Source organism: Pseudomonas sp. NFX183 (assembly GCF_047943075.1).
GTDB lineage: Bacteria > Pseudomonadota > Gammaproteobacteria > Pseudomonadales > Pseudomonadaceae > Aquipseudomonas.
In genome coordinates this window covers 5,821,159-5,843,138 of record NZ_CP181333.1, presented here as the reverse complement: position 1 = coordinate 5,843,138, position 21,980 = coordinate 5,821,159, and the positions used below count along the sequence as shown (strand labels likewise).

At 60.7% G+C, this 21,980-nt stretch carries 18 protein-coding genes and 1 pseudogene; 12 read left to right on the top strand and 7 right to left on the bottom strand.

From position 1 onward, the window contains the following. Window positions 1–5 precede the first annotated feature (5 nt). From icmH to ACM530_RS27190, 4 genes are read left to right on the top strand one after another with little or no spacing between them, the layout of a single operon-like run. On the top strand, window positions 6–866 hold the full coding sequence (gene icmH, locus ACM530_RS27205; protein WP_242197289.1) for a type IVB secretion system protein IcmH/DotU: 861 nt from the start codon (window positions 6–8) through the stop codon (window positions 864–866). Window positions 867–882: 16 nt separating this feature from the next. Next, window positions 883–4,251 carry a type VI secretion system membrane subunit TssM gene (gene tssM / locus ACM530_RS27200; RefSeq protein WP_416363649.1) on the top strand — a complete coding sequence of 1,123 codons (3,369 nt, stop codon included), beginning with the start codon at window positions 883–885 and terminating at the stop codon, window positions 4,249–4,251. Next, a complete protein-coding gene (locus ACM530_RS27195) occupies window positions 4,248–4,979 on the top strand; it encodes a PP2C family protein-serine/threonine phosphatase (RefSeq protein ID WP_416363648.1) in 732 nt (243 codons plus the stop codon). The genes tssM and ACM530_RS27195 overlap by 4 nt, the downstream gene beginning before the upstream one ends. Further along, on the top strand, window positions 4,976–5,818 hold the full coding sequence (locus tag ACM530_RS27190) for a serine/threonine-protein kinase (protein ID WP_416363647.1): 843 nt from the start codon (window positions 4,976–4,978) through the stop codon (window positions 5,816–5,818). The genes ACM530_RS27195 and ACM530_RS27190 overlap by 4 nt, the downstream gene beginning before the upstream one ends. An 8-nt stretch (window positions 5,819–5,826) precedes the next feature. Here ACM530_RS27190 and ACM530_RS27185 read toward each other — a convergent pair whose 3' ends face one another. The 4 genes and pseudogenes from ACM530_RS27185 to ACM530_RS27170 all read right to left on the bottom strand — a co-directional run bounded on the left by ACM530_RS27185 (window position 5,827) and on the right by ACM530_RS27170 (window position 7,227). Beyond that, the gene (locus ACM530_RS27185; RefSeq protein ID WP_106577839.1) at window positions 5,827–6,156 is read right to left on the bottom strand and encodes a DUF6388 family protein; all 330 of its coding nucleotides are present in this window, start codon (window positions 6,154–6,156) and stop codon (window positions 5,827–5,829) included. A 51-nt stretch (window positions 6,157–6,207) separates the two neighbouring features. Beyond that, window positions 6,208–6,447 carry a hypothetical protein gene (locus tag ACM530_RS27180; protein ID WP_416363646.1) on the bottom strand — a complete coding sequence of 80 codons (240 nt, stop codon included), beginning with the start codon at window positions 6,445–6,447 and terminating at the stop codon, window positions 6,208–6,210. 121 nt (window positions 6,448–6,568) lie between these two features. Beyond that, a pseudogene (locus tag ACM530_RS27175) lies at window positions 6,569–7,024 on the bottom strand (6-aminohexanoate hydrolase); the annotation flags it as partial. After that, window positions 6,946–7,227 (bottom strand): hypothetical protein, encoded by a 282-nt coding sequence (locus tag ACM530_RS27170; protein ID WP_416363645.1) that lies wholly within the window; start codon window positions 7,225–7,227, stop codon window positions 6,946–6,948. The gene ACM530_RS27170 and the pseudogene ACM530_RS27175, both read right to left, overlap by 79 nt. A 248-nt stretch (window positions 7,228–7,475) precedes the next feature. On the opposite strand from ACM530_RS27170, the gene ACM530_RS27165 reads away from it, so the two are divergent. Further along, on the top strand, window positions 7,476–9,548 hold the full coding sequence (locus ACM530_RS27165; RefSeq protein WP_416363644.1) for a PTS sugar transporter subunit IIC/EAL domain-containing protein: 2,073 nt from the start codon (window positions 7,476–7,478) through the stop codon (window positions 9,546–9,548). Here the strand turns inward: ACM530_RS27165 and ACM530_RS27160 are convergent. Genes ACM530_RS27160 through ACM530_RS27150 form a run of 3 tightly spaced genes read right to left on the bottom strand, consistent with a single transcriptional unit; the run spans window position 9,545 to window position 12,831 of the window. Continuing rightward, on the bottom strand, window positions 9,545–10,393 hold the full coding sequence (locus tag ACM530_RS27160) for a metal-dependent hydrolase (RefSeq protein ID WP_242197269.1): 849 nt from the start codon (window positions 10,391–10,393) through the stop codon (window positions 9,545–9,547). The genes ACM530_RS27165 and ACM530_RS27160 overlap by 4 nt on opposite strands. Before the next feature lie 15 nt (window positions 10,394–10,408). Further along, complete coding sequence (locus ACM530_RS27155) at window positions 10,409–11,299, bottom strand: SDR family NAD(P)-dependent oxidoreductase (RefSeq protein ID WP_145164432.1); 891 nt, start codon at window positions 11,297–11,299, stop codon at window positions 10,409–10,411. After that, on the bottom strand, window positions 11,296–12,831 hold the full coding sequence (locus ACM530_RS27150) for a flavin-containing monooxygenase (protein ID WP_416363643.1): 1,536 nt from the start codon (window positions 12,829–12,831) through the stop codon (window positions 11,296–11,298). The genes ACM530_RS27155 and ACM530_RS27150 overlap by 4 nt, the downstream gene beginning before the upstream one ends. A 275-nt stretch (window positions 12,832–13,106) precedes the next feature. On the opposite strand from ACM530_RS27150, the gene ACM530_RS27145 reads away from it, so the two are divergent. The 7 genes from ACM530_RS27145 to ACM530_RS27115 all read left to right on the top strand — a co-directional run bounded on the left by ACM530_RS27145 (window position 13,107) and on the right by ACM530_RS27115 (window position 21,890). Beyond that, complete coding sequence (locus tag ACM530_RS27145; protein ID WP_416363642.1) at window positions 13,107–14,105, top strand: alpha/beta fold hydrolase; 999 nt, start codon at window positions 13,107–13,109, stop codon at window positions 14,103–14,105. Window positions 14,106–14,363: 258 nt separating this feature from the next. After that, window positions 14,364–15,644: an alkane 1-monooxygenase gene (locus ACM530_RS27140; RefSeq protein WP_145164426.1), complete on the top strand. Its 1,281-nt coding sequence runs from the start codon at window positions 14,364–14,366 to the stop codon at window positions 15,642–15,644. A 134-nt stretch (window positions 15,645–15,778) separates the two neighbouring features. Beyond that, window positions 15,779–16,273, top strand: coding sequence for an alkane oxidation protein activator PraA (gene praA, locus ACM530_RS27135; RefSeq protein WP_416363641.1), 495 nt, complete (start codon window positions 15,779–15,781; stop codon window positions 16,271–16,273). Window positions 16,274–16,407: 134 nt separating this feature from the next. Further along, complete coding sequence (gene praB / locus ACM530_RS27130) at window positions 16,408–16,893, top strand: alkane oxidation protein activator PraB (protein WP_145164422.1); 486 nt, start codon at window positions 16,408–16,410, stop codon at window positions 16,891–16,893. Between the two features lie 125 nt (window positions 16,894–17,018). Next, window positions 17,019–17,513: a hypothetical protein gene (locus tag ACM530_RS27125; protein WP_416363640.1), complete on the top strand. Its 495-nt coding sequence runs from the start codon at window positions 17,019–17,021 to the stop codon at window positions 17,511–17,513. Between the two features lie 116 nt (window positions 17,514–17,629). After that, the gene (locus ACM530_RS27120) at window positions 17,630–19,084 is read left to right on the top strand and encodes an outer membrane protein transport protein (protein WP_145164418.1); all 1,455 of its coding nucleotides are present in this window, start codon (window positions 17,630–17,632) and stop codon (window positions 19,082–19,084) included. 280 nt (window positions 19,085–19,364) lie between these two features. Beyond that, window positions 19,365–21,890, top strand: a complete 2,526-nt coding sequence (locus tag ACM530_RS27115) for an acyl-CoA dehydrogenase (protein ID WP_416363639.1) — start codon at window positions 19,365–19,367, stop codon at window positions 21,888–21,890. Window positions 21,891–21,980 lie beyond the last annotated feature (90 nt).

The following is a 21,980-nucleotide window of genomic DNA, read 5'->3' as shown; positions in this document are numbered from 1 at the left end:
ACACAATGGACAGTGAATACCTGCAGGATGAAAAGACTGTTTTGCTCGACCATCAGGGCCGTGGGCCGGGCCACGGCCCGATCACGGACTTCCCTGCGCCGCCACGCTTTGAGCAGTTGGAAGATCGAATGATCTACGCCGCCCACGAGCAAGGTACCCCGCGCTTCAAGATGGGGTTCAACTCTCTCGTTGAGGCCGCATGGGCGTTGTTGTCGCAAGTGGTTCAGCTCAAAAGCGCCTCTGGCCGCGAAAGCTTGGGCACGGTCAACGACAGAATGGCATTGGCGGTCACTCAGTTTGAAGCCCGCGCGTTGCAGAGTGGTGTCGAGAGCAGCCAGGTGATGTCTGCCCGCTATGTGTTGTGCAGCGTCGTCGATGAAGCTGTAGTCACTACGGCGTGGGGCAGCCGCAGCGACTGGTCGAAGATGAGCCTGTTGAGCCGCTTTCACAACGAAACCTTCGGTGGGGAGAAGGTTTTCCAACTGTTGGAGCGGCTGTCCCGCGACCCGGTCAAGCACCTGGCAATGCTGGAACTGATGTACCTGTGCCTCTCCCTCGGATTCGAAGGCAAATACCGAATCATGGAGCGAGGTGTCAGCCAACTTGAAGCCGTGCGTGATGCCTTGTACCGACAGATCAGGCACGTGCGAGGCGAGCCACTGTCGGCGCCTTTGCAGCCCACGCGAGCAGGGCGTGCGCGCCGTAAACGGCTCCCCGTTATCCCGGTGACTTGGGTCGCAGTCTTTACCCTGGCCTGTTTGCTGGCGATGTACACAGGATTTGCCTGGCGACTGGGCGAAGAAGCCACGAGGGCGCTGCAACCCTTTCAATTTTCGGCGTCGGAACTGACTCAGACGCCCTTGTAAACGCTGGGAGCAATGAATGAACGCATTCCTCAAGAACGCGCGCACCGTGCTGGGCACGATTTGGGTCTGGAGCTTGTTGCTGGTGCTTTCCTGCGCGGCGTTGGTGTGGTGTTTCGGGCCGCTGCTGGCCGTGGATGATCACCGCTTCTGGCAAGGCGCGAGTGCGCGCCTGGTCACCATCAGCGTGTTGTTTCTGCTGTGGGGGCTGGCAATGGTCCTCGTCGGCGTACGCCGGGCAGTTGAGCTCAAGAGACCTGAACGCCAGGCACACCATGAACAACTGGGATGGGTTGAGGACGAGCAGCGACAGGTACGCGGTCGCTTCAAAGAGGCCCTCCAGCGCTTGAAAACCTCGCCGCGATACGCAGGGCATAACCAGCGATGGCGTAATAACTTGCCCTGGTACTTGTTGATCGGCGAGCAAGCCAGCGGCAAAACGCGGCTGTTGGCGGCGGCGGGCTTACAGCTGCCATTTGACCGAGTAGAAGCAATGCCAGTGGGAGGCACGGCTCATGCGCAATGGCATTTCGCTGGCGAAAGCGTACTTATCGATACCCCCGGGCGTTACCTGACACAACCTGACAGCACGCTGGACGCCGCCGGCTGGTCGATGCTGTTGCGTCTGCTCAGGCAGCGGCGCCGAGTGCGCCCGCTTAATGGCGTGGTGGTGGCTTTGTCGGTCGAAACATTGTTGGGCCGTAACGAGCACGATCTGGACCTGCAGGCTCGCCAGGTGCACTCGCGCCTGCAAGAGGTCCAGCAAACGTTGCACGTGGACGTTCCCGTGTATCTGGTGCTGACCCAGGCTGACCGCGTGCCGGGGTTTGCCGAATTTTTCGATGCGCCCCAGGGAGAGGAGGCAGAAAGCGTGCTTGGCCAGCCACTCGATGTTGGCAAGGGCGGCGTCGACATCGCACAGGTGCGCCGCGCGTTCGACGAGCTGCTGCAGCGTTTGAGCGGTGAACTGATTACACGATTGCATCAGGAGCGTAATGTCGAGCGCCGTGGCCTTATGCTCGACTTCCCCCAGCAGGCGGCGCAACTCGGCGAGCGTTTGTGCCTGTTCGTGGAGTCGGCTTTTTCCGCCCATCGTTATCAGCGCATCAGCGGGTTGCGGGGCTTCTATTTGACCTGCGCCGGCGACAGGCACAGTCATTTCGTGCAGGGCCTGTTCAGTCGGGTGATCTTTGCCGAGGCAGACCTCGCCGGTCTGCAGACCCCGGAGCAACGGCGCATCCATTTGCGCCAGGGGTTACTGGCCATGGCCGTTGTGCTGGTTATCGGGGGCGCAGGGTGGCTGTGGACGCACAGCTACACCGTCAACCAGCAGCGCCTGACGCAAGTGGCTGCACTGGCGGTGCAACCTGGCCCCGCTGCGCAGAATGCTGACGACACCCTCACACTGCTGGCGCTGTTGGATGCCCGCTGGGCGGCGACGCAGGTTTTCCCTGCAACAGAAGATGCACGGTTTATCGAGCGCGCCGGCCTTTTTCAGGGTGATTTGAGCCGTCCACCCTTGACCCACGCGTATCAGCTGGCCGTGCAGCAGCTGTTACTGGACCGCCTAACAGTGCTGCTCGAGGAGCAAGTTCGCACCAACCTTGGCAATCGCGAACGACTGCTGGAAAACCTGCGCGCCTACCTGATGCTCAATCTGCGGGAGCGCCGTGATACCGGGTGGCTGGCACAGCATATGGCAGACCATTGGTCTGCGCGTTATCCAGGTGACGCATCGGTGCACAAACGCCTGAATGAACACTTGGCGCGGCTGCTTGAGCAACCGTTCATTGCGCCGCTCGATGAAGCCCTTGTGGCCAAGGCTCGCGAAGCACTGCGGGGTGAGTCCCTGGCGGATGTGGTTTACCGGGCGTTGCGCGAACAGTCACGCAACCTCGAGCCTTTGCGGCTTGTCGAGGGCAAGGTATTCGCGGCCATTGATCCACCTATTCCCGGTTTCTACACCAAAAGGTATTGGCAGTACTTTGAGGCACAGGGGCCGCGGCTGGTGAATGCCATTGCACAGGACAACTGGGTATTGGGGGAGGGCGCCGACCTCAGTGTCATGGATTTGCGGCGGCTGATGATTGAGCTGCAGCAGCGCTATTTCAGTGAGTATGCCGATACCTGGAGTGCCGCCCTTGGCCGTGTCAGCCTGCAACAGAGCGACAGCCTCAGGCAGGATGCCGAACAGCTCGCGGGCTTGACGTCAGCCCAGTCGCCGCTGATGCAATTGTTGCTGCTGTTGCGTGAAAACACGCGTTTGCTGCCCGGTCATGACCCTTTGGCCAACGTACCCGCTCAGACGGGAGCGTTGGGGGTGATCGCTCAGACGGCTGTGGCTGAAGGGGCGAAGGTCGTCCTTCCAGACTCTGCCCGCCGAGCGTTGCAACGACGCTTTGAGCCATTGCACCAGTTGCTCGACGAGCAGCACAACCCTGGCGTCGAGTTGACGCAGGCATTGCGGTTGCTCGACGAGTTGCACCTGCAACTGGCTGCGCTCAACCGCGAAAGCTCGCCCGAGCAGGCGGCTTTTCAACGGGTAAAGCGGCGAATGGAGGGGCAGCAGGATGTGCTCGGCACTCTGCGTGACGCTGCTGCACGGTTACCGTTGCCGCTCGCAGGCTGGTTTGAGGGGGTGGCTGACAACAGCTGGCGTCACTTGTTGGACGGGGCCTATGCGCACGTCAACCAGCGCTATCACAGTGAGGTGTATGGGCTGTATGCCAAGGCGATCCGCCAGCGTTACCCGTTCAATGCTCATGCGAGCAGCGATGTCGCCCTCAATGACTTTCAAGCGTTCTTCAAACCCCAGGGCGTCATGGCGCGCTTTTATGAAAGCTACCTGCGGCCTTTCGTCAGTGTTGACGGCAACCGTTACAGGTTGCGTGGTCTGGATGGCAGTGGGTTGCCGGTCTCGCGTTCGGTGCTCGATCAACTGACGAAAGCCGAGGTTATCCGCCAGGTGTTTTTCACTGAACCGCAGGGTGAGGTGTCGGTTCGATTTACCGTGGCGCCCTACAGCCTGGATCAGTCGGTCAGTCGGGCGACCCTGCGCTTTGGCGATAAACAGCTGGAATATCGCCATGGACCCATCGTGCCCATGGTGTTTGATTGGCCGATGGAGGCCGACAACGGTCGCAGCAGCCTGGTACTGGAGCGGGGCACGGAGCAACGCCCCCTGGGTATCGAGAAAGATACCGGCGCCTGGTCGTTGTTCAGGTTTTTTGACTTGATGCAGCGAGAGCCGGCGAGCGGCAGGAACGCGCTGATATTCAAGGCCGACCTTGCCGGGCTGCGGGCCAATTACCTGTTGACCAGTCAGCGTACGCCCAGCCCGTTTGACATGGAGGCGTGGCGCACTTTCCGCCTGCCTGAGCAACTGTGAGCAGTCGGCCTATTGAGTGGCGCAGTGCCGGGCGCACACAACAGGGCCAGGCCCGGTCGCGTAACGAGGATGCGTTCCTGGACGGTCCGCGGCAAAGCTGTTGGGCCGTGGCGGATGGCATGGGCGGTCACCAGGGCGGTGATGTGGCCAGCCAGTGGGTGGTTCGCAGTCTCGCTTCATTGTCTGCCACGGGTAACCTTGATCAACGCGTCAACGCGGCTCGGCAACGTTTGCAACACGTCAGCCAGCAGTTGGCGAAGGCGGGTATCAGGTCTGACGCGCACGGCGACGTCACGATGGGCAGTACGGTGGTGGCATTGCTGCTTGAGCAGGGGCGTGCCGCCTGTGTGTGGGCGGGGGACAGTCGATGTTATCTGTGGCGCGAGCGAAGGCTTTACCAATTATCGCGCGATCATTCACTGCAGCAGCGCCTCATGGATGAGCGCCAATTGAGTGTGGCGCAAGCTCGGGCCCACCCGGAGGCCAGGGCATTGACCCGGGCCATCGGTGCGCGAGCGCTGCTGCAGCTTGAGGTGCTGGAGCTCAGCACCCGGCCAGGGGACGTATTTCTGCTGGCCAGCGATGGGTTGTATCAGGCGCTCAGTCACGCTGACCTGGGGCGTGCGTTGAGCGTGGGCACGCCGCAGCAGGTGGTCGACCGTTTATTTGCAACGGTATTGCGCAGGCCCGCGCGGGATGATTTGACCGCCGTGGTGGTACAGCCATGAATGACACATCAATGGCGCCAGGCTTACTCGCCGGGCGTTATCACCTCGAACGCGAATTGGGCAGGGGCGGGATGGGCGTGGTTTATCGCGCTCGTGACTTGTTGCACGAGCAATTTGGTGCGTCCTGCTCCAGCGTGGCAATCAAGCTTTTGGGCGAGACTTTGTCTCAGTGCCCGGACGCGCATGTGCTGCTCTACAGCGAGTTTTCCCTGACCCGCAGCCTGCGCCACCACGGTGTGGTGCGGGCATTTTCCTTCGAGGTTGATACAACCAGCCAGGCCGCGTTTTTCACGATGGAATTGATGCATGGCATCACGCTTGACCGGCTGCTGCCCGAGTGCCCCGCCGGTTTGCCCTGGCGAGAACTGCAACCGATGATCCTACAGCTTTTGGATGCACTGGTTTACATCCATCAGCAGAACGTACTGCACGGCGATATCAAACCCGCCAATGTCATGGTCAGCGAAGAAGGTGTGCGGTTGTTTGATTTCGGCCTGGGCCATCAGCAAGTGCCGGGGGCGGCGGGGTTGCCGAGTTTGAATCGCGACCGTTTCAACGCGTGGACACCCGCGTATGTTGCCCCGGAATTACTCGCCGGCGGGGCGCTGAGCGCCGCCGCCGACCTGTATGGCGTGGCTTGCGTCGTGTACGAGCTGGCCCATGGGCAACGCCTGGGTGGATGTCAGCCCATGCACGCGTTGGTTCGGCCTCGGCAACTGCCCAAGCGCTGCTGGCCAGCCTTGCGCTCGGCCCTGGCGGTTGACCCTGAACGCCGAGTGCTGAGCGTCGCCGAGTTACGCGAGGCGATAGCCAGCCACCCTCGACGCGGGTGGCTGTAACCCAACGCTCAATGGGCCAGGCCATGCAGTTGGCAGTAGTCGGCCCAGCTCAACCCGGCCATTTGTGCGACTTCCTTGTGCACTTCAAGGCGCTGGGCTTCGAAGGCCTCGGGTGAATCGGCCGTCAACTTGAGTGTCAGCTCCCAGGCAAACAGGTTCTGTCGTTCAGCTTCGGCTTCGAAGGCTTCATGCAGGCGTTCGGCGCGATACTGCTCCAGGGTTTCGCGCTTGGCCTGAGCGGCCAGCGGGTTCAGGGTGTCCAGTTGCGTGGCCACCTCCGGATGTTCGGTCAAGAATCTGTCCAGGGCGCGCTGGTGGTTATCGCCGGGTTGGGACAAGGTAAAACTCCTGGGGGCTTGGGCGCCGGTAGCGGGCCTGTGGTGAGGTGTTCAGCGTCGCAGGTATTTGCGAAAGCGGCGGCTTATGCGATTTCGTATCGGCTCAAGCAAGAAAAATAACAGGTAGGCACCCAGCATCACTGCCAGGTCCAAGTCCAGCCAGGTTTCTTCGACGGGTCCGGTGAGGTGTTCGATGGCATTTCTTGCCATGAACAACAAAGTGACGCCGACGACCCACAGCAGGGCGTTGAACATCAGTGGACGCAGGTTGTGGGACAGCTTGTATTGCATCTTGAACAGTTCTCCTTGATGTTGGGCTCCGTTTCCTACGGGAGCCAAAACACGCCGATAGTACATTTTGAGGAGGGCTCACGACTTGGCGCAGATCATGTTGCCCGATGATGGATGTTGCTCAGGTGCTCGGGTTTTCGAGCAGGTAGCGTGCCAGGGCCGCATAGGCCGGCAAGGTGACACCGTCGTTCGCGGCACTGGCCGCAACCGGATGGGAGGCAAAGCGCACAATCACCATCTCGGCCGCGGGGTGGATGTAGATACTCTGGCCGTGGACGCCGCGGGCCATATAGGCGCCATCGGGGTTGTGAGTGACCCACCACATGGCACGATAACTCCATCCCTTGAGTTGACTATAGCCTGCCTTGGCAAAAGCCTCTTTATCGCCGCCCTGGCGAATATCCTTGACCACGCTTTCAGGCACGATCTGCTGGCCATTGAAGCTGCCGCCATTGCGCAGCATTTCACCGAAACGGGCCATGTCCCGCAGCCCGGCGTTCAAGCCGCCACCGGCAAACGGTGTGCCGATGGAGTCCACGGTGAAATAGGCGTCCTGTTCACTGCCCAGCCGGCTCCAGTTCGCCAGCGCATGGCGGGGAAGCGAAAATAGCTGCCATCGTCAAAACGCACGGTGCGGTCCGGCGGCGGCGGGGCGCCGACCATCCATTTGAGGCGAGCAGGACCGCTGGCCTGGGCGTCAGGAAAATCTGTAACGCTGGCGTAGACGGCGGCGCTTGAAAAACCCAGTAATACAAAGGTCAGCGGCAGGATTGCTCGCATCGGCAGGCACCTTGATGGCGTATAAAGCACAGGGAGCAAGGCCTGGGCTCGAGTCCGTTCGAGAATTAAGCTGCAAAGGATGGGCTAACTCACCCTGACCAACAAGGATCAGGGGGGTTAAATTAATTCTGAATAATTGCGCGTGTCACGGCAAAAGCCTTTCGCTCCCGGTCTCTGGCCGTGTAGCGTTGCAGGGGATTTCGAGGCTGCCGACCACGGGCAGAGGGCGATGGGCAGGGGGACGGGTCATGGCGCAAACGCTGTTCAAACTTTTCCTCACCCAGCGCCTTGCGGCCTTGGCCAGCACGGAATCGTTACGGGCCATCCGTGAAGGCCTGTTGTGGATTTTGCCGTGTTTGCTGGTGTCGGCCGGTTTCCTGATTCTTTCCGAGTGCGCCAAGGCGCTGGGGTTTGATCCGCAGGTGGTGGCCTTTTTGTCTGGGCTGCATAACCAGATCAGCTCGGTGATCCCGCTGTTGGTGGCAGCCTCCATTGGTTACATGCTGGCGATCCAGTATCGCCTGCCGCAATTGCCGGTAGCGTTCCTGTGCCTGGCGCATGTGGTGGTCGCCACGTTCGTCTTGCGCGATTACCCGCGGGCGTCGGCGACGTTTGTACTGTTTATCGCCATCGCCTCGCCGTTGCTGAATGTACCGGCGGTGGCCTGGCTGCATCGCTTTCGCTGGACGCGTCTGGTCAACGAAGACCTGGTGGGCCATAACCTGCGGGGCACCATCAACATGGTGGTGCCGGGGACTATCACTGCGCTGTCGCTGGTGGCGATGTTGTCGTTGCTGTTGCAGATACCGTCCGTGGCGCAGCTGCAAGGGCCGCAGGTGCTCGATGCGCTGCAATCGCCCTATGGCAGCGGTTTGTTTGTGACCCTGATGAATTCTGTGCTGTGGTTTTTTGGCATTCACGGCGCGTATGCCCTGCAGCCGTTGTTCGATGTGCTGGACCAGGCGGTGCTGCTCAATGGCGCCGCGCTGGCGGCGGGTGAGCCGATCAAATACGCGCTCAACAGCGGCCTGCTGGGGTGTTTCGCGTTTATCGGTGGGTCGGGCGGTGCACTGTGCCTGTTGCTGGCGATCCTGCTGTTTTCCAGGAGCCAGTCCATGCGCCTGCTGGCGATGGCCAGTCTGCCGTTGTCGTTATTCAATGTCAGCGAGGTGCTGCTGTTCGGCTTGCCGATCATTCTCAATCCGCGCTTGTTCATTCCGTTTTTACTGGTGCCGGCGTTCAATGCCATGCTGGCGCTGACGGCGGTACACCTGGGCTGGGTGTCACCGGCGGTGGCCAGCGTGCCGTTTACTGCACCGGTGCTGCTCAACGCCTACCTCAGTACCCACGGCGACCTGGCGGCCGTGGTGCTGCAAGTGGCGCTACTGGGCATCGGCACGCTGGTGTATGCGCCTTATGTGCGCGCCATTCATCGCCAGTCCAGTGGCGGCAGCACCGTGTACCTCAAGTCGCTGGACATGACCTTTCGCGGCCTGGAGGAGAAGGGCCGGCTGCTGGAACTGGACCCGGTGCTGGCATCCCACAAGGTGCTGGCGCGCCAGGCCGTCGAGCTGAGCCGTATCCAGCAGATCAGCGACTATGAGTTCTACCTCGAATTCCAGCCTCAGGTCTCGACGCGCACTGGGTTGTGCACTGGCTGCGAAGCACTGATGCGCGCCCGCGACAGCCAGGGCACAGTGCACTCACCCTGGGAGTTTCTGCAGTGGCTGGCGCAGGCGCGGTTGATGCCGGACGTGGATGTCTGGGTGGCCTCCCAGGCCGTGCGCCAGTACCAGCATTGGAAGAAAATCGGCTTTGCCCTGCCGATGACCATCAATATCTCCAGTACCACCCTGACGAATGCGGCCTATGGCGAGCGCCTGGTGGGCATTCTCGCCCAGGCCCATGGGCAAGTGTCGGTGGAGATCACCGAAGATGCGTTGGTGCGCGATGTTCCGGCCACACGCCAGACGATCCAGAAATTGCAGGCGATTGGCGCCAAGGTCTATATCGACGACTTCGGCACCGGGTTTTCCGCGTTGAGCTATCTGCACCAGTTTCCGGTGGACTTCATCAAGATCGACCGCAGCTTTGTGGTGGCCCAGCACGACCCCCAAGGCGCCCGTGTGCTGACCGGCATGCTGCGTTTTTGCGAGGCGCTGAACCTGGGGGTGGTGGTCGAAGGCGTGGAGACCGCCGAGCAATTGGCCTTCCTCAATACCGGCACCGAGCTGTTTGTTCAGGGCTGGTATTTCAGCAAGGCGCTGCCCGGCGATCAGCTGGAGCGCTTTGTGCGCGAGCGTGCGGCCACTCGGGATTAAGCTGGCGTGGCGGCGAATTCACGCTGCGTTTGCTCGATTTCTTCGACCAGCTTGTCGATTTGCGCCAGCCGCGCGCGGTTGTCGTGGTCCCAGGGGTGAAAACTCGGTTTGAAGTAGTGCAGCCATGGCCGCAGCATGCGCGGGAACACGCCCTTGGGCCCGTAGAGAAACTTGAGCATGCGCCAGAAGCCCTTCACGTGCCCACCGGCCTTGCGGTCGGCAATCAGCAGGCGCAGGTGGAAATCCATCACCACCAGCCAGAACAACACCGTGGTGGTCAGCATGGTGCCGGTGCGCAGCAGGTAACGCCCAGGCCCGGGCTTGATCACAGTGTTCCACACATCGAACGCCACGGCTTTGTGTTCGGTTTCTTCGAGGGCGTGCCAGTACCACATTTGCTGGTAGCCCTTGAGTGACTCGCCAAAGCGCGTGGGGTCGCTCAGCAGGATTTCCGCGAGCATTGCCGTGTAGTGCTCGAGGGCGATGGTCACCGCCAGGTTGAACGACGGTGGCAGGTGTTTTTTTTGCAGGTCGAGGATGAATTTGAGGCGCCGGTCCAGGGTGTGCGCCGGTAGGCCGGCAGCTTGCATCAGGTCGTTATAGGCCACGTGCTCGCGGCTGTGCATGGCTTCCTGGCCGATGAACCCCTGGATCTCCTTTTTCAACTCCGGATCGTCGATGCGCTGGCGGTAGTGGCGCACGCTGTCCATGAAAAACAGTTCGCCCTGGGGAAACAACAGCGACAGTGCGTTGAAGAAGTGCGTGATGAACGGGCCTTGTTCGTGCCAGTTCTTGATGCGCTCGGCAGGCAACGCAAAACGGATATCGCGACGGATGGGCAGCATCGTGGGTACTCCTGTTCAGAGACGAGGTTCGTCGTTGGTTTCAAACACCTGCGTGCGCTGTTTGGGCGCCATGCGCTTGCTGGCAAACACCACCAGAGCTTGATAAGCGGCAGGCAGGCAACGGGCGAGCAGGTCGAGGAAATACGCGTCGCGGCCGATCAGCACGCGGCGTTTGTTGTGGCGCACGCCCTGCAGGATGACCTTGGCGGCCTGGTCGGCGTCGGTGATGAAGAGCTTTTCGAAGTCGGCGCGGGCCTGTTGCTCGTTGTGGATCAGAAAGCCGGTCATGTTCGCGTCGATGCGGCTGCTGCGGCAGATATCCGTACGGATTCCCCCGGGGTGTACACAGGTGGCGGACACCCCGCAGCGTTGCAGATCGAGTTCCTGGCGCAGCGATTCGGTAAAGCCGCGCACCGCAAACTTGCTCGCGTTGTAGCCGCTCATGCCGGGCTGGGCAAACAGGCCGAACACACTGGAGGTGTTGACCACGTGTCCGTCGCCGCTGGCCTTGAGGTGCGGCAAAAATGCCTTGGTGCCATGCACCACGCCCCAGAAGTTGATGCCGATGATCCACTCCAGGTCTGCGTAGTCGACGCCTTCGACGGTGCTCGACAGCGCCACGCCGGCATTGTTGAAAATCAGGTTGACCTGACCGTGGTCGGCCACGCAGCGGGCGGCCCAGTCGTGCATGGCCTGGCGATCGGACACATCCAGCACGTGGGTGGTGATAGTCACCGGGGACAGCGTCGAGGTCTTGATCAGCGCCAAGGTCTGTTCCAAACCCTGGCTGTTCTTGTCCGCGAGCGCCAGGTGGCAGCCTTCGCGTGCCAGCGCCAGGGCCAATGCGCGACCCATGCCGGACGCCGCGCCAGTGATTGCCGCCACGCGGCCGTTGAATGACTTCATGACAGGCTGCCTTCTGCGGTGGAGTGGGGCGTCGAAACCGGGCGGGGTGTCGAGGCGGGCAACGGCTCGGCGACGTAGTCCTTGAGCGCGAAGTGCCGCGTGTCACGTTTGAACCGCCAGGTTGAACCGGGCCACAACGTGGTGTTTTTGCCGGTGCGCGGGTCGAGGTACCAGCTCTGGCAGCCGCCGGTGTTCCAGATGGTGCGCTTGAGCCGGGCTTGCAGCTGCTGGTTATAGGCCAGCTCCACGGTGGGTTTGACCTCGACCGTGGCGATGCGCTGGCGCTGCATTTGCGTAATGGCATCCAGGATGTAGGTGACCTGGGCCTCGATCATCAGAATCATCGAGTTATGCCCAAGGCCGGTGTTCGGCCCAACGATCAAAAACAGGTTTGGATAACCCGGCACGGTGGTGCCCTTGTACGCGTGGGCGCCGTCGCGCCAGGCGTCCATCAGGTCGATGCCGTCGCGACCGATGATGCAATCGCGGGGCAGCGGGTCGGTGGCCTGGAAACCGGTGCCGAAGATCAGGCAATCGGCCGGGTGCTTGATGCCATCGGCCGTGATCACGCCATCCGCTTCGATGCGCAGCACCGTGTCGCTGACCACCTCGACGTTGCTGCGCGACAGCGCCGGGTAGTAGTCATTGGAGATCAGCACGCGCTTACAGCCGATGGTGTAGTCCGGGGTGAGGGTCTTGCGCAGGGAAGGGCGCGCCACTTGTTTGCGCAGGTGGCGCAGGGCGATTTTCTGCACCATTTTCATCAACCGCGGGTGCAGGGCAAACCCCACCACGCGGCCTTCCAGCGCCCAGTAGAAGGCGCCGCGCACCAGGCGTTGGGTGAAGGGCAGGTGCTTGAAGGCCCAGCGCTCGACCCGCGAAATTTCGCGGTCGGGCTTGGGCATGATCCAGGGCGGCGTGCGCTGGAACAGGTCCAGATGCGCCACCTGCGGCGCGATCTGCGGGACGAACTGGATGGCACTGGCGCCGGTGCCGATCACCGCCACGCGCTTGCCCTTCAATGAATATTCGTGGTCCCACTGCTGGGAGTGGAAGCGCTTGCCCTTGAAGCTGTCCAGCCCCGCAATATCCGGCAGCGCCGGGCGCGACAACCCGCCCATGCCCGACACCAGCACCCGCGCGCTGATCTTGCGGCCATCGCTGAAGCTCAGTTGCCAGCGTTGCTGCTGTTCATCGAACACCGCACGTTCAAGGCCCATGTTGAAGCGCAGGTAGGGCGTCAGCTTGAAACGCTGCGCGCAGTGTTCAAGGTAGGCGCGGATCTCCGCCTGCGGAGCGAACTGCCGCGTCCAGTTGGGGTTGGGCGCAAACGAAAACGAGTACACATGCGACTGCACATCGCAGGCGCAGCCTGGGTAATGGTTGTCGCGCCAGGTGCCGCCGAGCGTCTCGGCCTGTTCGGCGATAAAGAAGTCGGTGATCCCGGCTTCCTTGAGTTTGATCGCCATGCACAGGCCGGCAAAACCGGAACCGATGATGGCGATGTCGATTGAATCGCTGTGGGCATTCATGGCTTGTCCCTCGTGGGCATCGATGTGCTCCTGTTTTTGTTGTGTCTTTTAGATAGAACACCATTGCAAAGAAAAATTGAATTAATTATTTTAAAAAAGATTTTAAATAATCTACCTGAAAATTTCGCCTACGCTAGGACCTTGTTACGCATGTGCGACTTGTCCGACGGACGAGCACGGTATGCATGAAGTTTAGGTCCAGGGTGTGGACGATGGCTGAGGCCTTGATCAATACCGGTCAGGTCGCCAGCGGCAGGGAAGCAGAGGACCGAGCTATGGCTGTTGAATGGGTTGTCGCTGCGGGCGTGTTAGGAGTGGCGAGTGCGCTGTTGTGGGGCTTCAGTGCCTGGATGACGCGGCGTATAGAAGCCACTGTTCCGATCAACGGGCGCTTCGTCGAGGTCGATGGCGAGCGCTTTCATTATGTCGAGGAAGGCGCAGGCCCGCCGCTGGTGATGATTCACGGGCTGATGGGCAGCAGTCGCAACCTGACCTATGCCTTGTCCGCCCAACTGCGTGAGCGTTTTCGCGTGATCACGCTGGACCGTCCGGGTTCGGGCTATTCCACCCGGCAAACGGGTACTGCGGCAGACCTGCCGGCCCAGGCTCGGCAAATCGCGGCCTTCATCAAAACCCTGGACCTGGATAAACCGCTGGTGCTGGGGCATTCCCTCGGCGGGGCGATTTCGCTGGCGCTGGCGCTTGACCATCCACACGCGGTGTCCGGGCTGATCCTGGTGGCGCCGCTGACGCATCCCCAGCGTATGTTGCCGCCGGTGTTCCTGTCCCTGGCGGTGCGCCCGGGCTGGTTGCGACGGTGGATGTCACACACACTGACCGTGCCCGTCGGCCTGCTGACCAGAGGCGCGGTGGTGAAGGGCGTGTTCGCCCCAGATGCCGCGCCGTCAGACTTCGCCACGCGTGGCGGCGGGCTGCTGGGTATGCGTCCGGACAACTTCTACGCCGCCTCCACCGAGATCAATACGGTTAACGACCATTTGCCCGACATGGTCAAGCGCTACCCGCAACTGACCCTGCCAATCGGCCTGATCTATGGGGCGCGCGACAACGTGCTGGACTTTCACAAGCACGGCCAGGCCCTGGCAAGCAAAGTGCCCGGGCTGAAGATGCAGGTGGTGGAGGGGCGTGGCCATATGCTGCCAATTACCGCCACAGAGCGCGTGGCTGCGCTGGTGGAGCAGGTGGCCAAGCGCGTTCGCCCTCCGCAAAGCGCTGCTGTGCTGCACCCGCCATTTGCCTTGGCGAGCAAATAATGGTGTCACCCGACTCGCGGCACAACGGCGTCGATGCCTGCTTTAGACACCTGACCAAACGGCTGAAAAAGAGACTGGCCGGTCACGTCAAAAAGCCTTCGAGAAACTAGTTGACGACCTAACGATTCCGCGCTATTTATTTAAAAAAATTATTTCAATGTATAATTTGAAACAATTTTTGAAGTGCCTAAGAGCGAATAAAATAATGAAAAAAACGCCTTTTATCGCATCTCCAAGCTGTCTCGTCCGGAGGCTGCCATGAACCAGACTCTGGTCACTTCCACCGTCTGGACCGACGGCAAACGTCATTTGTGGTGGCTGGGCATCATGCCCCTGGCGACCCCATTGCTCTCCGGCGCCCTGGCCATCACCACAGGCGTACAGCAATTGTGGTGGGTCGGCGTGCTGGTGATCTTCGGCTTGATTCCATTGATCGACGGCCTGCTCGGTGAAGACGTCAGCAACCCGCCAGAATCCGCCGTCAGCAACCTTGAATCGCAAAGCTACTACCGCTGGATCGTCTACACCGGCGTGCTGTTCGTGATCACCTCAGTGGTAGTGACCGGCTGGCTGGCCGCCGGTGGCATCGACTGGATCATTAACGGCGGCCTGCTCAATGCCACTGCAAGCCTTGATCCGTCGAGCTGGCTGGCGAAGACCGCAGCGTTTATTACCGCGCGCACCGAGTTGCACGGTGAGATCACTTGGTTCACCTACCTGGGCATGGCGCTGTCCACCGGCGCCGCCACCGGCATTGCAATCAACACCGCGCATGAGCTGGGGCACAAGCCCAAGCCGCTGGAAGTGTTCCTGGCCAAGGTCACCCTGGCGCCGACCTTCTACGGGCACTTCTACACCGAACACAACCGTGGCCATCACGTACGCGTGGCCACACCGGAAGACCCGGCCAGCTCACGTCTGGGTGAGAGTTTCTGGGCGTTCCTGCCGCGCTCGGTGTGGTTCAGCGCGGTGTCGGCCTGGAACCTGGAACGCGAACGTCTGCGCAAACTCGGCCTGCCGGCACTGCACTGGAAGAACGCCGTACTCGGCGCGTGGATGTACAGCGTGGTGTTGTGGGGCGCGATGATTGCCTGGCTCGGCGCGGCCGTGATTCCCTTCCTGATCATTCAGGGCATCTACGGGTTCTCGTTGCTGGAAGTGGTGAACTACGTCGAGCACTACGGGCTTAAACGCCAGAAGTTGCCCAACGGTCGCTATGAACGTTGCTCGCCGCGGCACTCGTGGAACAGTAACCGTATTGTCACCAATATCTTTCTGTTTCAACTGCAACGGCATTCCGATCACCATGCCAACCCCACCCGTAGTTATCAGTCATTGCGCCACTTTGATGAGTCGCCGCAACTTCCTTATGGTTACGCGAGCATGATTGTCTGGGCCTATGTGCCGTACTTGTGGCGACGTCGCATGGACCATCGTGTGTTGAATCATTACGCCGGCGATATCACCTTGACCAATCTTCAACCGTCACAACGTTTGAAGTATCTGGAGAAGTACAGCAACAGCGCCAAGCCGTTTTGAGGTGAAGTAACACAGCCGTGGGTGAACTCGGGATCTGTGTATCGCGCAGGTTTTTATCGCCCAAGGTTTATCAGTTTGATGGCAAGAAAGTTGTTTGACCCTACAACAATAACTTCAAGGGAAGGACGTACATAATGCACAGCCCTGCCACGTTCACCGCACATATCATACTGGCCGCACTGGGCCTGATTGTTTACCACCAGGCCCAGGCCGCACGCATCGAGCCGGCCGGCAGCGCCTTTACTGCCCAGGGCCCGATCAGCTTTTCCAAGGGTGCGCTGATCAGCGCCGATTGCACCATCAAGGTGGCCGGCAAGGTCGCAGCCGATGGTTCATCGGTGAATGTCGATAAAGTTGAATTCGACGGCGGCCTTAAATGCAGCCGCGTCGAGGCAACCAACTTGCCCTGGGTGTTAGTTGCCAAAGACGCCAAAAGCGGCTCCATGTCAAAGATCAGCGTCGATGTTCACGCCTTCGGCCTGGGCGGCAAGTGCGGGCCTTCTACGGCCGATGGCACGTGGGACAACGCCACCCGAAAGTTGGAAGCCACCAATGTTCCGATTGGCGAAGACTGCAAGATCAAAACGGTGTCGATCACGATGCCGCCGACCTTCAAAGTGGTCGAATAAACCGATTAATAAGATGCAGCGGTAATTGAATTGAGATTTGGCTGGAAAGGGAAGTTCTGCAGTTTCACCGTGACCTCTCGATCATGGCCATTACCCCTGGCGAAATGACTCGCCATAACATGTGAGGAAAAACAATGAAAAGCTTGAAAACCCTCGTTTGTGCAACTTCTTTTGCTCTGTGCTTTGGCGCCGCTTCGATGGCCAGTGCGGCGTCCATCACCCCGGATGGTCCGTTCACGACCAACCCCGGCACCATCGTTGTGAAGTCGCCCTCGTCGTTCGGTGCGGCCGTAACCTGCGGCATCACCTTTACCGGCAACGTCAGCGGTGGCGTGGCGTCCATCAACGGTGCTTCGCTGACCGGCGGCGGTCTCTGCGCCTTGCCGACGCTGACCAACCTGCCTTGGGTGCTGACCGCTGCAACCGGCACCACCGGTACCGTGACCAACGTCGGCTACAAGATCACCTCGCTGCCCTCCACCAACTGCGGTCCTACCCCTATCGCTGTGGCGTGGACTGCGGCCAGCAAAACCCTGTCGGCCAGCAATCAATCGCTGAGTGGCAACTGCACCGTGGTGTCCCTGAGTGTTGTGGCGCCAACGCTGACGGTTAACCCGTAAGCGCGCAACTGCGTAAAGGGCTGATCACCCGTTGAAAGGCCGGTGCCTCGCGTGAGGCGCCGGCTGCGGGAAAACCACCGGCGGAGCCGGTTGGGTACGGTACTTATTGTCTGGGGAACATGACAATGCAAAGCCTTAAGAAAACGGCCCTCCTGGGTTCGATGTTATTCACCCTGGGCGCTGTCTCGTCCACTGCAGGCGCAGCCACCTTTGTCCCGGCGGGCGCTGCATTTACCGCCTCGGGCTCAATCGCCACCGCGGTAAAGCTGCTGGTGTTTACCCCGGTTCCATGCACGATGACACTCAGTGGCCAAGTCGCGGCGGACGGCTCAAGCGCATCGATCACCGGTGCCACGTTCACCGGTAATGCGCTGTGTGGTATTTCCGGCCCGTTGAACTTGCCGTGGACACTGGTGCCGACCAATGCCACCACCGCAACGCTTTCTGGCTTTACCGAAAAGTTTCCGTATGACAGCTGCCTGACGCCAAGTGTGCTGACCACACAATGGAGTGCCGCCGACGGCACGTTCAGCATTGCCGGCCCACACACGGTGAACGCCACCTGCAGGGTCACGGCCTTCAACTTCAAACCTTCACCTGCCCTCACGATTAATCCTTGAAAACATCAACGCTTTAGCGCGTGGGCGCGCACAACGTGAAACACGATCCCTGATCGAACGAACAGAAAGACGAGACGGCTGGGCCGGCTCAGAGTGATAACAATAAGGAGTGCCTCATGAATAATAAAAAACAACAGGTGCAGGCTTTACTGGGGTTGGCGTTGATGGGCGGGCTGATGGTAGCCGTGCCTGTGCAAGCCGGCGGTTTTTCCACGCCGACGTATGGCGCACCGGGCTGGGGGCGAGCGTTCGGCGGGGGTTCCTTGTTCAAGAACGACCCGAGTTCGGCGTTCAACAACCCGGCGGCAATGGCTTTTGTTGACCATAACGTTGCGCAAATGACCGTCGATTACGCGCGGATCAAGATCAAGTACAAAGGCCAGGCCAATGACTACCAGGGCAACCCGGTATCCAATACACCGTTTAACCCCGATGGTACTTTCGACCCCGCGCAGGCCGTGCTGAATAACAATGACGGCGGCCAGGGCGGGTTCACTGCATGGCTCCCCACCGGGTTCATGGTGATGCCGCTGGGTGATCGGTTTTCATTCGGTCTGGCCCAAGTCGTACCGCAGGGCATGCGCACCACCTGGGATGAAGGCTCAAAGTTTCGTGACTTTGCAGTGGACACCAAGATTGAGACCGTAGGGTTGACCGGGTCCTTGTCGTTCAAGGTGCGCGATGACCTTTCCATCGGTGCCGGGATGATCGTTCAGCACAGTAAAGGCTTCGTCAGCCAGAATATCGATTTGCTCGCCGCCGCTGCCAACTCCAAGTCTGAATTGGGCGGCATTCCGTTCCCGGCTGGCCTGGGTACGTCGCTGATTCGGGTCAAAGTCGATAATACGTCGGTGGGTTGGTTCACGGGGGTGGTCTGGAAACCCACCGAGCAAGACAGCCTCGGCCTCAATTACCACGCCAAAATCAAGAACAAGATGGAGGGCAAGTACAATATTCGCGCCGACGCCTTCTCCTATCAGCTGATGACGGCCCCGAGCCCGTTCGGCGGTACCGGGACTATCCCGGAAGTGGCCTATCCGGGGCTGAAATTGATGCCCGACGGCGCCAATGCCAGTACTCAACTGGACATCCCGGCAACAGCGGGCCTGGACTGGGTGCACCAGTTCAATGACCGCCTGACCATGGGTGTGAGTGCGGTGTGGACCCAATGGTCGTCCTTCAAGGACCTGACCCTCAAGTCCGACGGCAACACGATCGTGTCCATCCCCTACAACTACCGCGACTCGTGGATGTACTCCATTGGTGGCGATTTCAAAGCGACCGATGAGCTGACATTGCGTGCCGGTGTGGCGTCCGACCAGACGCCGACCCGTAACTCTACACGCGACCCGCGGATTCCGGACGGTGACCGGTACTTCCTGTCGCTGGGCGCAGGTTACGACGTGAAGGCGATTCCAGGCTTGACGCTGGATCTGGCGTATTCCCATCAGTTCGTGCAGGAGGTCAATCTCAAGACCAAGAACGTGGACCGATTGGGCGCCGCGAGCCTGGACGGTAAGGCCGAATCGTCTGGTGACGTAGTGGCTGTTTCGGCAACCTATGCCTTTTAAGTCCGTCACGCAGCGCTGAGGATAAGGGCGGCAAGCGCATCTTGGCGCCCTTGTTCAAAGGCTCTAGAGCGGGGGGTCGCCCTCGCAAGGTGTGCAGCACCGCATTTTCTGATTCAACAGGCTGACGTGCTCAGCCTGGTTTTTTTTGCCAAGGCATTAAATAAAAATTTCAAAACAAAATTTGAATTTGTCTTTTCAAGTTTGTAGTGTGGCTTTACGCCGCCGCTCATTTCGAGCGGCCTGCGCATCGCCCATGCCCTGATTAGGTAGAGGTATCCCCATGGTTATCTGGTTATTAGTGGGTGTCGCAGCAGCGATTGCCCTGGCGTATCGACAAGCCGCGGCTGCGCTGTGGCTGGGCGTTGGCTTGATCTGGCTGGCGCTTGGTTACCTGTTCAACGTGGTGGCCGGTGTGGGCACCAGCGTTGCGGCGCTGCTGGTGGTGGTGCCCGCGCTGCTGCTGACGATCAAACCCTTGCGTCGCACGCTGTTGACCAGCAAGGCCTTGGGCCTGTTTCGTACGATCATGCCGGCCATGTCCGACACCGAACGCGCCGCCATCGAATCCGGCACCGTGTGGTGGGACGCCGAGCTGTTCAGCGGCAAACCCAATTGGGATCGCCTGCTCAACGCTGCGCCGGCCAGCCTCAGCGCCGAAGAACAAGCCTTCCTCGACAACGAGGTCGAAACCCTCTGCGACATCGCCAACGACTGGGAAACCACCCAGATCTGGCAGGACATGTCCCCCGAAGGCTGGCAGTACACCAAGGACGCCGGGTTCCTGGGCATGATTATTCCCAAGCAATACGGCGGCAAAGGCTTCTCCCACTACGCGCATTCCCAGGTGGTGATGAAGCTGTCGACACGCTGCTCGGCGGCGGCGATTTCGGTGATGGTCCCCAATTCCCTGGGCCCGGCGGAATTGCTGCTGCATTACGGCACCGATGCCCAACGCAATTACTACTTGCCCCGCCTGGCGCGGGGCGAAGACATCCCGTGCTTTGCCCTGACCAGCCCGTATGCGGGCTCTGATGCCGGCGCAATTCCGGACGTGGGCGTCGTCTGCAAAGGCCTGCACGAGGGCGAGCAAGTGCTGGGTTTCAAAGTGACCTGGGACAAGCGCTACATCACCCTCGGCCCCATCGCGACGGTGCTGGGCCTGGCGTTTCGCGCCGAAGACCCGGAGGGCCTGCTGGGCAAGGCGGGCTCGCTGGGCATCACCTGCGCGTTGATCCCAACGTCTCACCCAGGCGTCAACAGCGGTCGTCGTCACTGGCCTCTGAACGCGGTATTCCAGAACGGTCCTACCACCGGCAAGGATGTGTTCATTCCCCTGGAATGGGTGATCGGCGGCCGCGAACAGGTCGGTAACGGCTGGCGCATGCTGATGGAATGCCTGGCAGCCGGGCGGGCGATTTCTCTGCCCTCGGCCAACGTCGGCCTGGGCAAAGTCGCGGTACGCGGCACCAGCGCCTACGCGGCGATGCGCAAGCAGTTCGGCCTGCCCATCGGCAAGTTCGAAGGCGTGCAGGCGCCGCTGGCGCGCATGGCCGGGCATTTGTATGCCTGCGACGCGGTGCGCAAGGTCTCGGTGGCGTCGCTGGATGCCGGCGAAAAACCTTCGGTGATCTCGGCCATTGCCAAGTACCACGTCACCGAGCGCGCGCGGATCATTGTCAACGACGGCATGGACATCGTCGCCGGCAAAGGCATCTGCATGGGCCCCAACAACTTCCTGGCCCGTGCCTACCAGCAAAGCCCGATTGCGATCACCGTGGAGGGTGCGAACATTATGACCCGCTGCCTGATCATCTTTGGCCAGGGGCTGATTCGCTGCCATCCGTACGTATTCCGCGAAATGGAAGCCGCGCGTAACCCGGACCGGCGCCAGGCACTGGAAGCCTTCGACCGCGCGATGTTCGGCCATGTGAGCTTTGTCGTCGCCAATGCCGTACGCGCCGGGGTGCACTCGCTGACGGGTGGCCGGCTGCTTTCTGCACCGGCCAAGACCGAGCCGGCGCTGGCGTCCTACTACCGCCAGGCCAATCGGCTGTCGGTGGTGCTGGCGTTGATCTCGGATGTGTCCATGGGTGTGCTCGGGGGGGCACTCAAGCGCAAGGAAAGTATCACCGGGCGTCTGGGCGATATTCTGTCGCAGTTGTACATCCTGTCCTGCGTGCTCAAGCGCTTTGAGGACGACGGCCGGCCCCAGGCCGACCTGCCGCTGGTGCACTGGGCCGCCCAGGATGCGCTGTTACGTGCGCATGAAGCGCTGGCCGAAGTGCTCGATAACTACCCCTCGAACGCTGCTGCGGCAGTGGTGCGTGGCTTGAGTTTTCCGTTCGGTATTCCCCTGCGCAAACCGTCGGATCGCTTGCTGGCCCAAGTCGCCGAGGTGGTGCAGACGCCAGGCGAAACCCGCGACCGCCTGTTGGCCAATTCCTACATCCCGCGCCCGGAAATCGACAAGCTGGCCTACGGCGAATTGGGCTTGCGCCTGTTGCCGCAGGTGGAGCTGATCGACGCTCGCCTCAAGTCGGCCGTCAAGCAAGGCCTGATCGAACCGATGCCGATTTCCGCCACCGCGTTCAGCGGCTGGCGCGTCAAGGCGCGGGCGCTGGACCTGATCAGCGACGAGGAAGACATCTTGCTCGGCCGCTATGTGGAATACGCCGACCATGGCATCCAGGTCGATGATTTCCCGCAGGACTTTGGTTTGCTCGAGGCGTTGCAGCAGCGCAAACAAGCCTTGGAGCCGAGCGCCAAACGTCGCACACCCCAAAGCGAAAACGCCTCGGTCAACTAGGAGAAACACGATCAAGGTGGGAGCGGGCTTGTCTGCGATGGCAGCGCCTCGGTGCCTGTGAACGACCGAGTCGTCTGCAGCCCAGGCAAG

Coding starts and splice junctions, on each gene's coding strand:
- icmH (WP_242197289.1), top strand. CDS start 6: ATGGACAGTGAATACCTGCAGGATGAAAAGACTGTTTTGCTCGACCAT.
- tssM (WP_416363649.1), top strand. CDS start 883: ATGAACGCATTCCTCAAGAACGCGCGCACCGTGCTGGGCACGATTTGG.
- ACM530_RS27190 (WP_416363647.1), top strand. CDS start 4,976: ATGAATGACACATCAATGGCGCCAGGCTTACTCGCCGGGCGTTATCAC.
- ACM530_RS27180 (WP_416363646.1), bottom strand. CDS start 6,447: ATGCAATACAAGCTGTCCCACAACCTGCGTCCACTGATGTTCAACGCC.
- ACM530_RS27170 (WP_416363645.1), bottom strand. CDS start 7,227: ATGCGAGCAATCCTGCCGCTGACCTTTGTATTACTGGGTTTTTCAAGC.
- ACM530_RS27165 (WP_416363644.1), top strand. CDS start 7,476: ATGGCGCAAACGCTGTTCAAACTTTTCCTCACCCAGCGCCTTGCGGCC.
- ACM530_RS27160 (WP_242197269.1), bottom strand. CDS start 10,393: ATGCTGCCCATCCGTCGCGATATCCGTTTTGCGTTGCCTGCCGAGCGC.
- ACM530_RS27155 (WP_145164432.1), bottom strand. CDS start 11,299: ATGAAGTCATTCAACGGCCGCGTGGCGGCAATCACTGGCGCGGCGTCC.
- ACM530_RS27150 (WP_416363643.1), bottom strand. CDS start 12,831: ATGAATGCCCACAGCGATTCAATCGACATCGCCATCATCGGTTCCGGT.
- ACM530_RS27145 (WP_416363642.1), top strand. CDS start 13,107: ATGGCTGTTGAATGGGTTGTCGCTGCGGGCGTGTTAGGAGTGGCGAGT.
- ACM530_RS27140 (WP_145164426.1), top strand. CDS start 14,364: ATGAACCAGACTCTGGTCACTTCCACCGTCTGGACCGACGGCAAACGT.
- praA (WP_416363641.1), top strand. CDS start 15,779: ATGCACAGCCCTGCCACGTTCACCGCACATATCATACTGGCCGCACTG.
- praB (WP_145164422.1), top strand. CDS start 16,408: ATGAAAAGCTTGAAAACCCTCGTTTGTGCAACTTCTTTTGCTCTGTGC.
- ACM530_RS27125 (WP_416363640.1), top strand. CDS start 17,019: ATGCAAAGCCTTAAGAAAACGGCCCTCCTGGGTTCGATGTTATTCACC.
- ACM530_RS27120 (WP_145164418.1), top strand. CDS start 17,630: ATGAATAATAAAAAACAACAGGTGCAGGCTTTACTGGGGTTGGCGTTG.
- ACM530_RS27115 (WP_416363639.1), top strand. CDS start 19,365: ATGGTTATCTGGTTATTAGTGGGTGTCGCAGCAGCGATTGCCCTGGCG.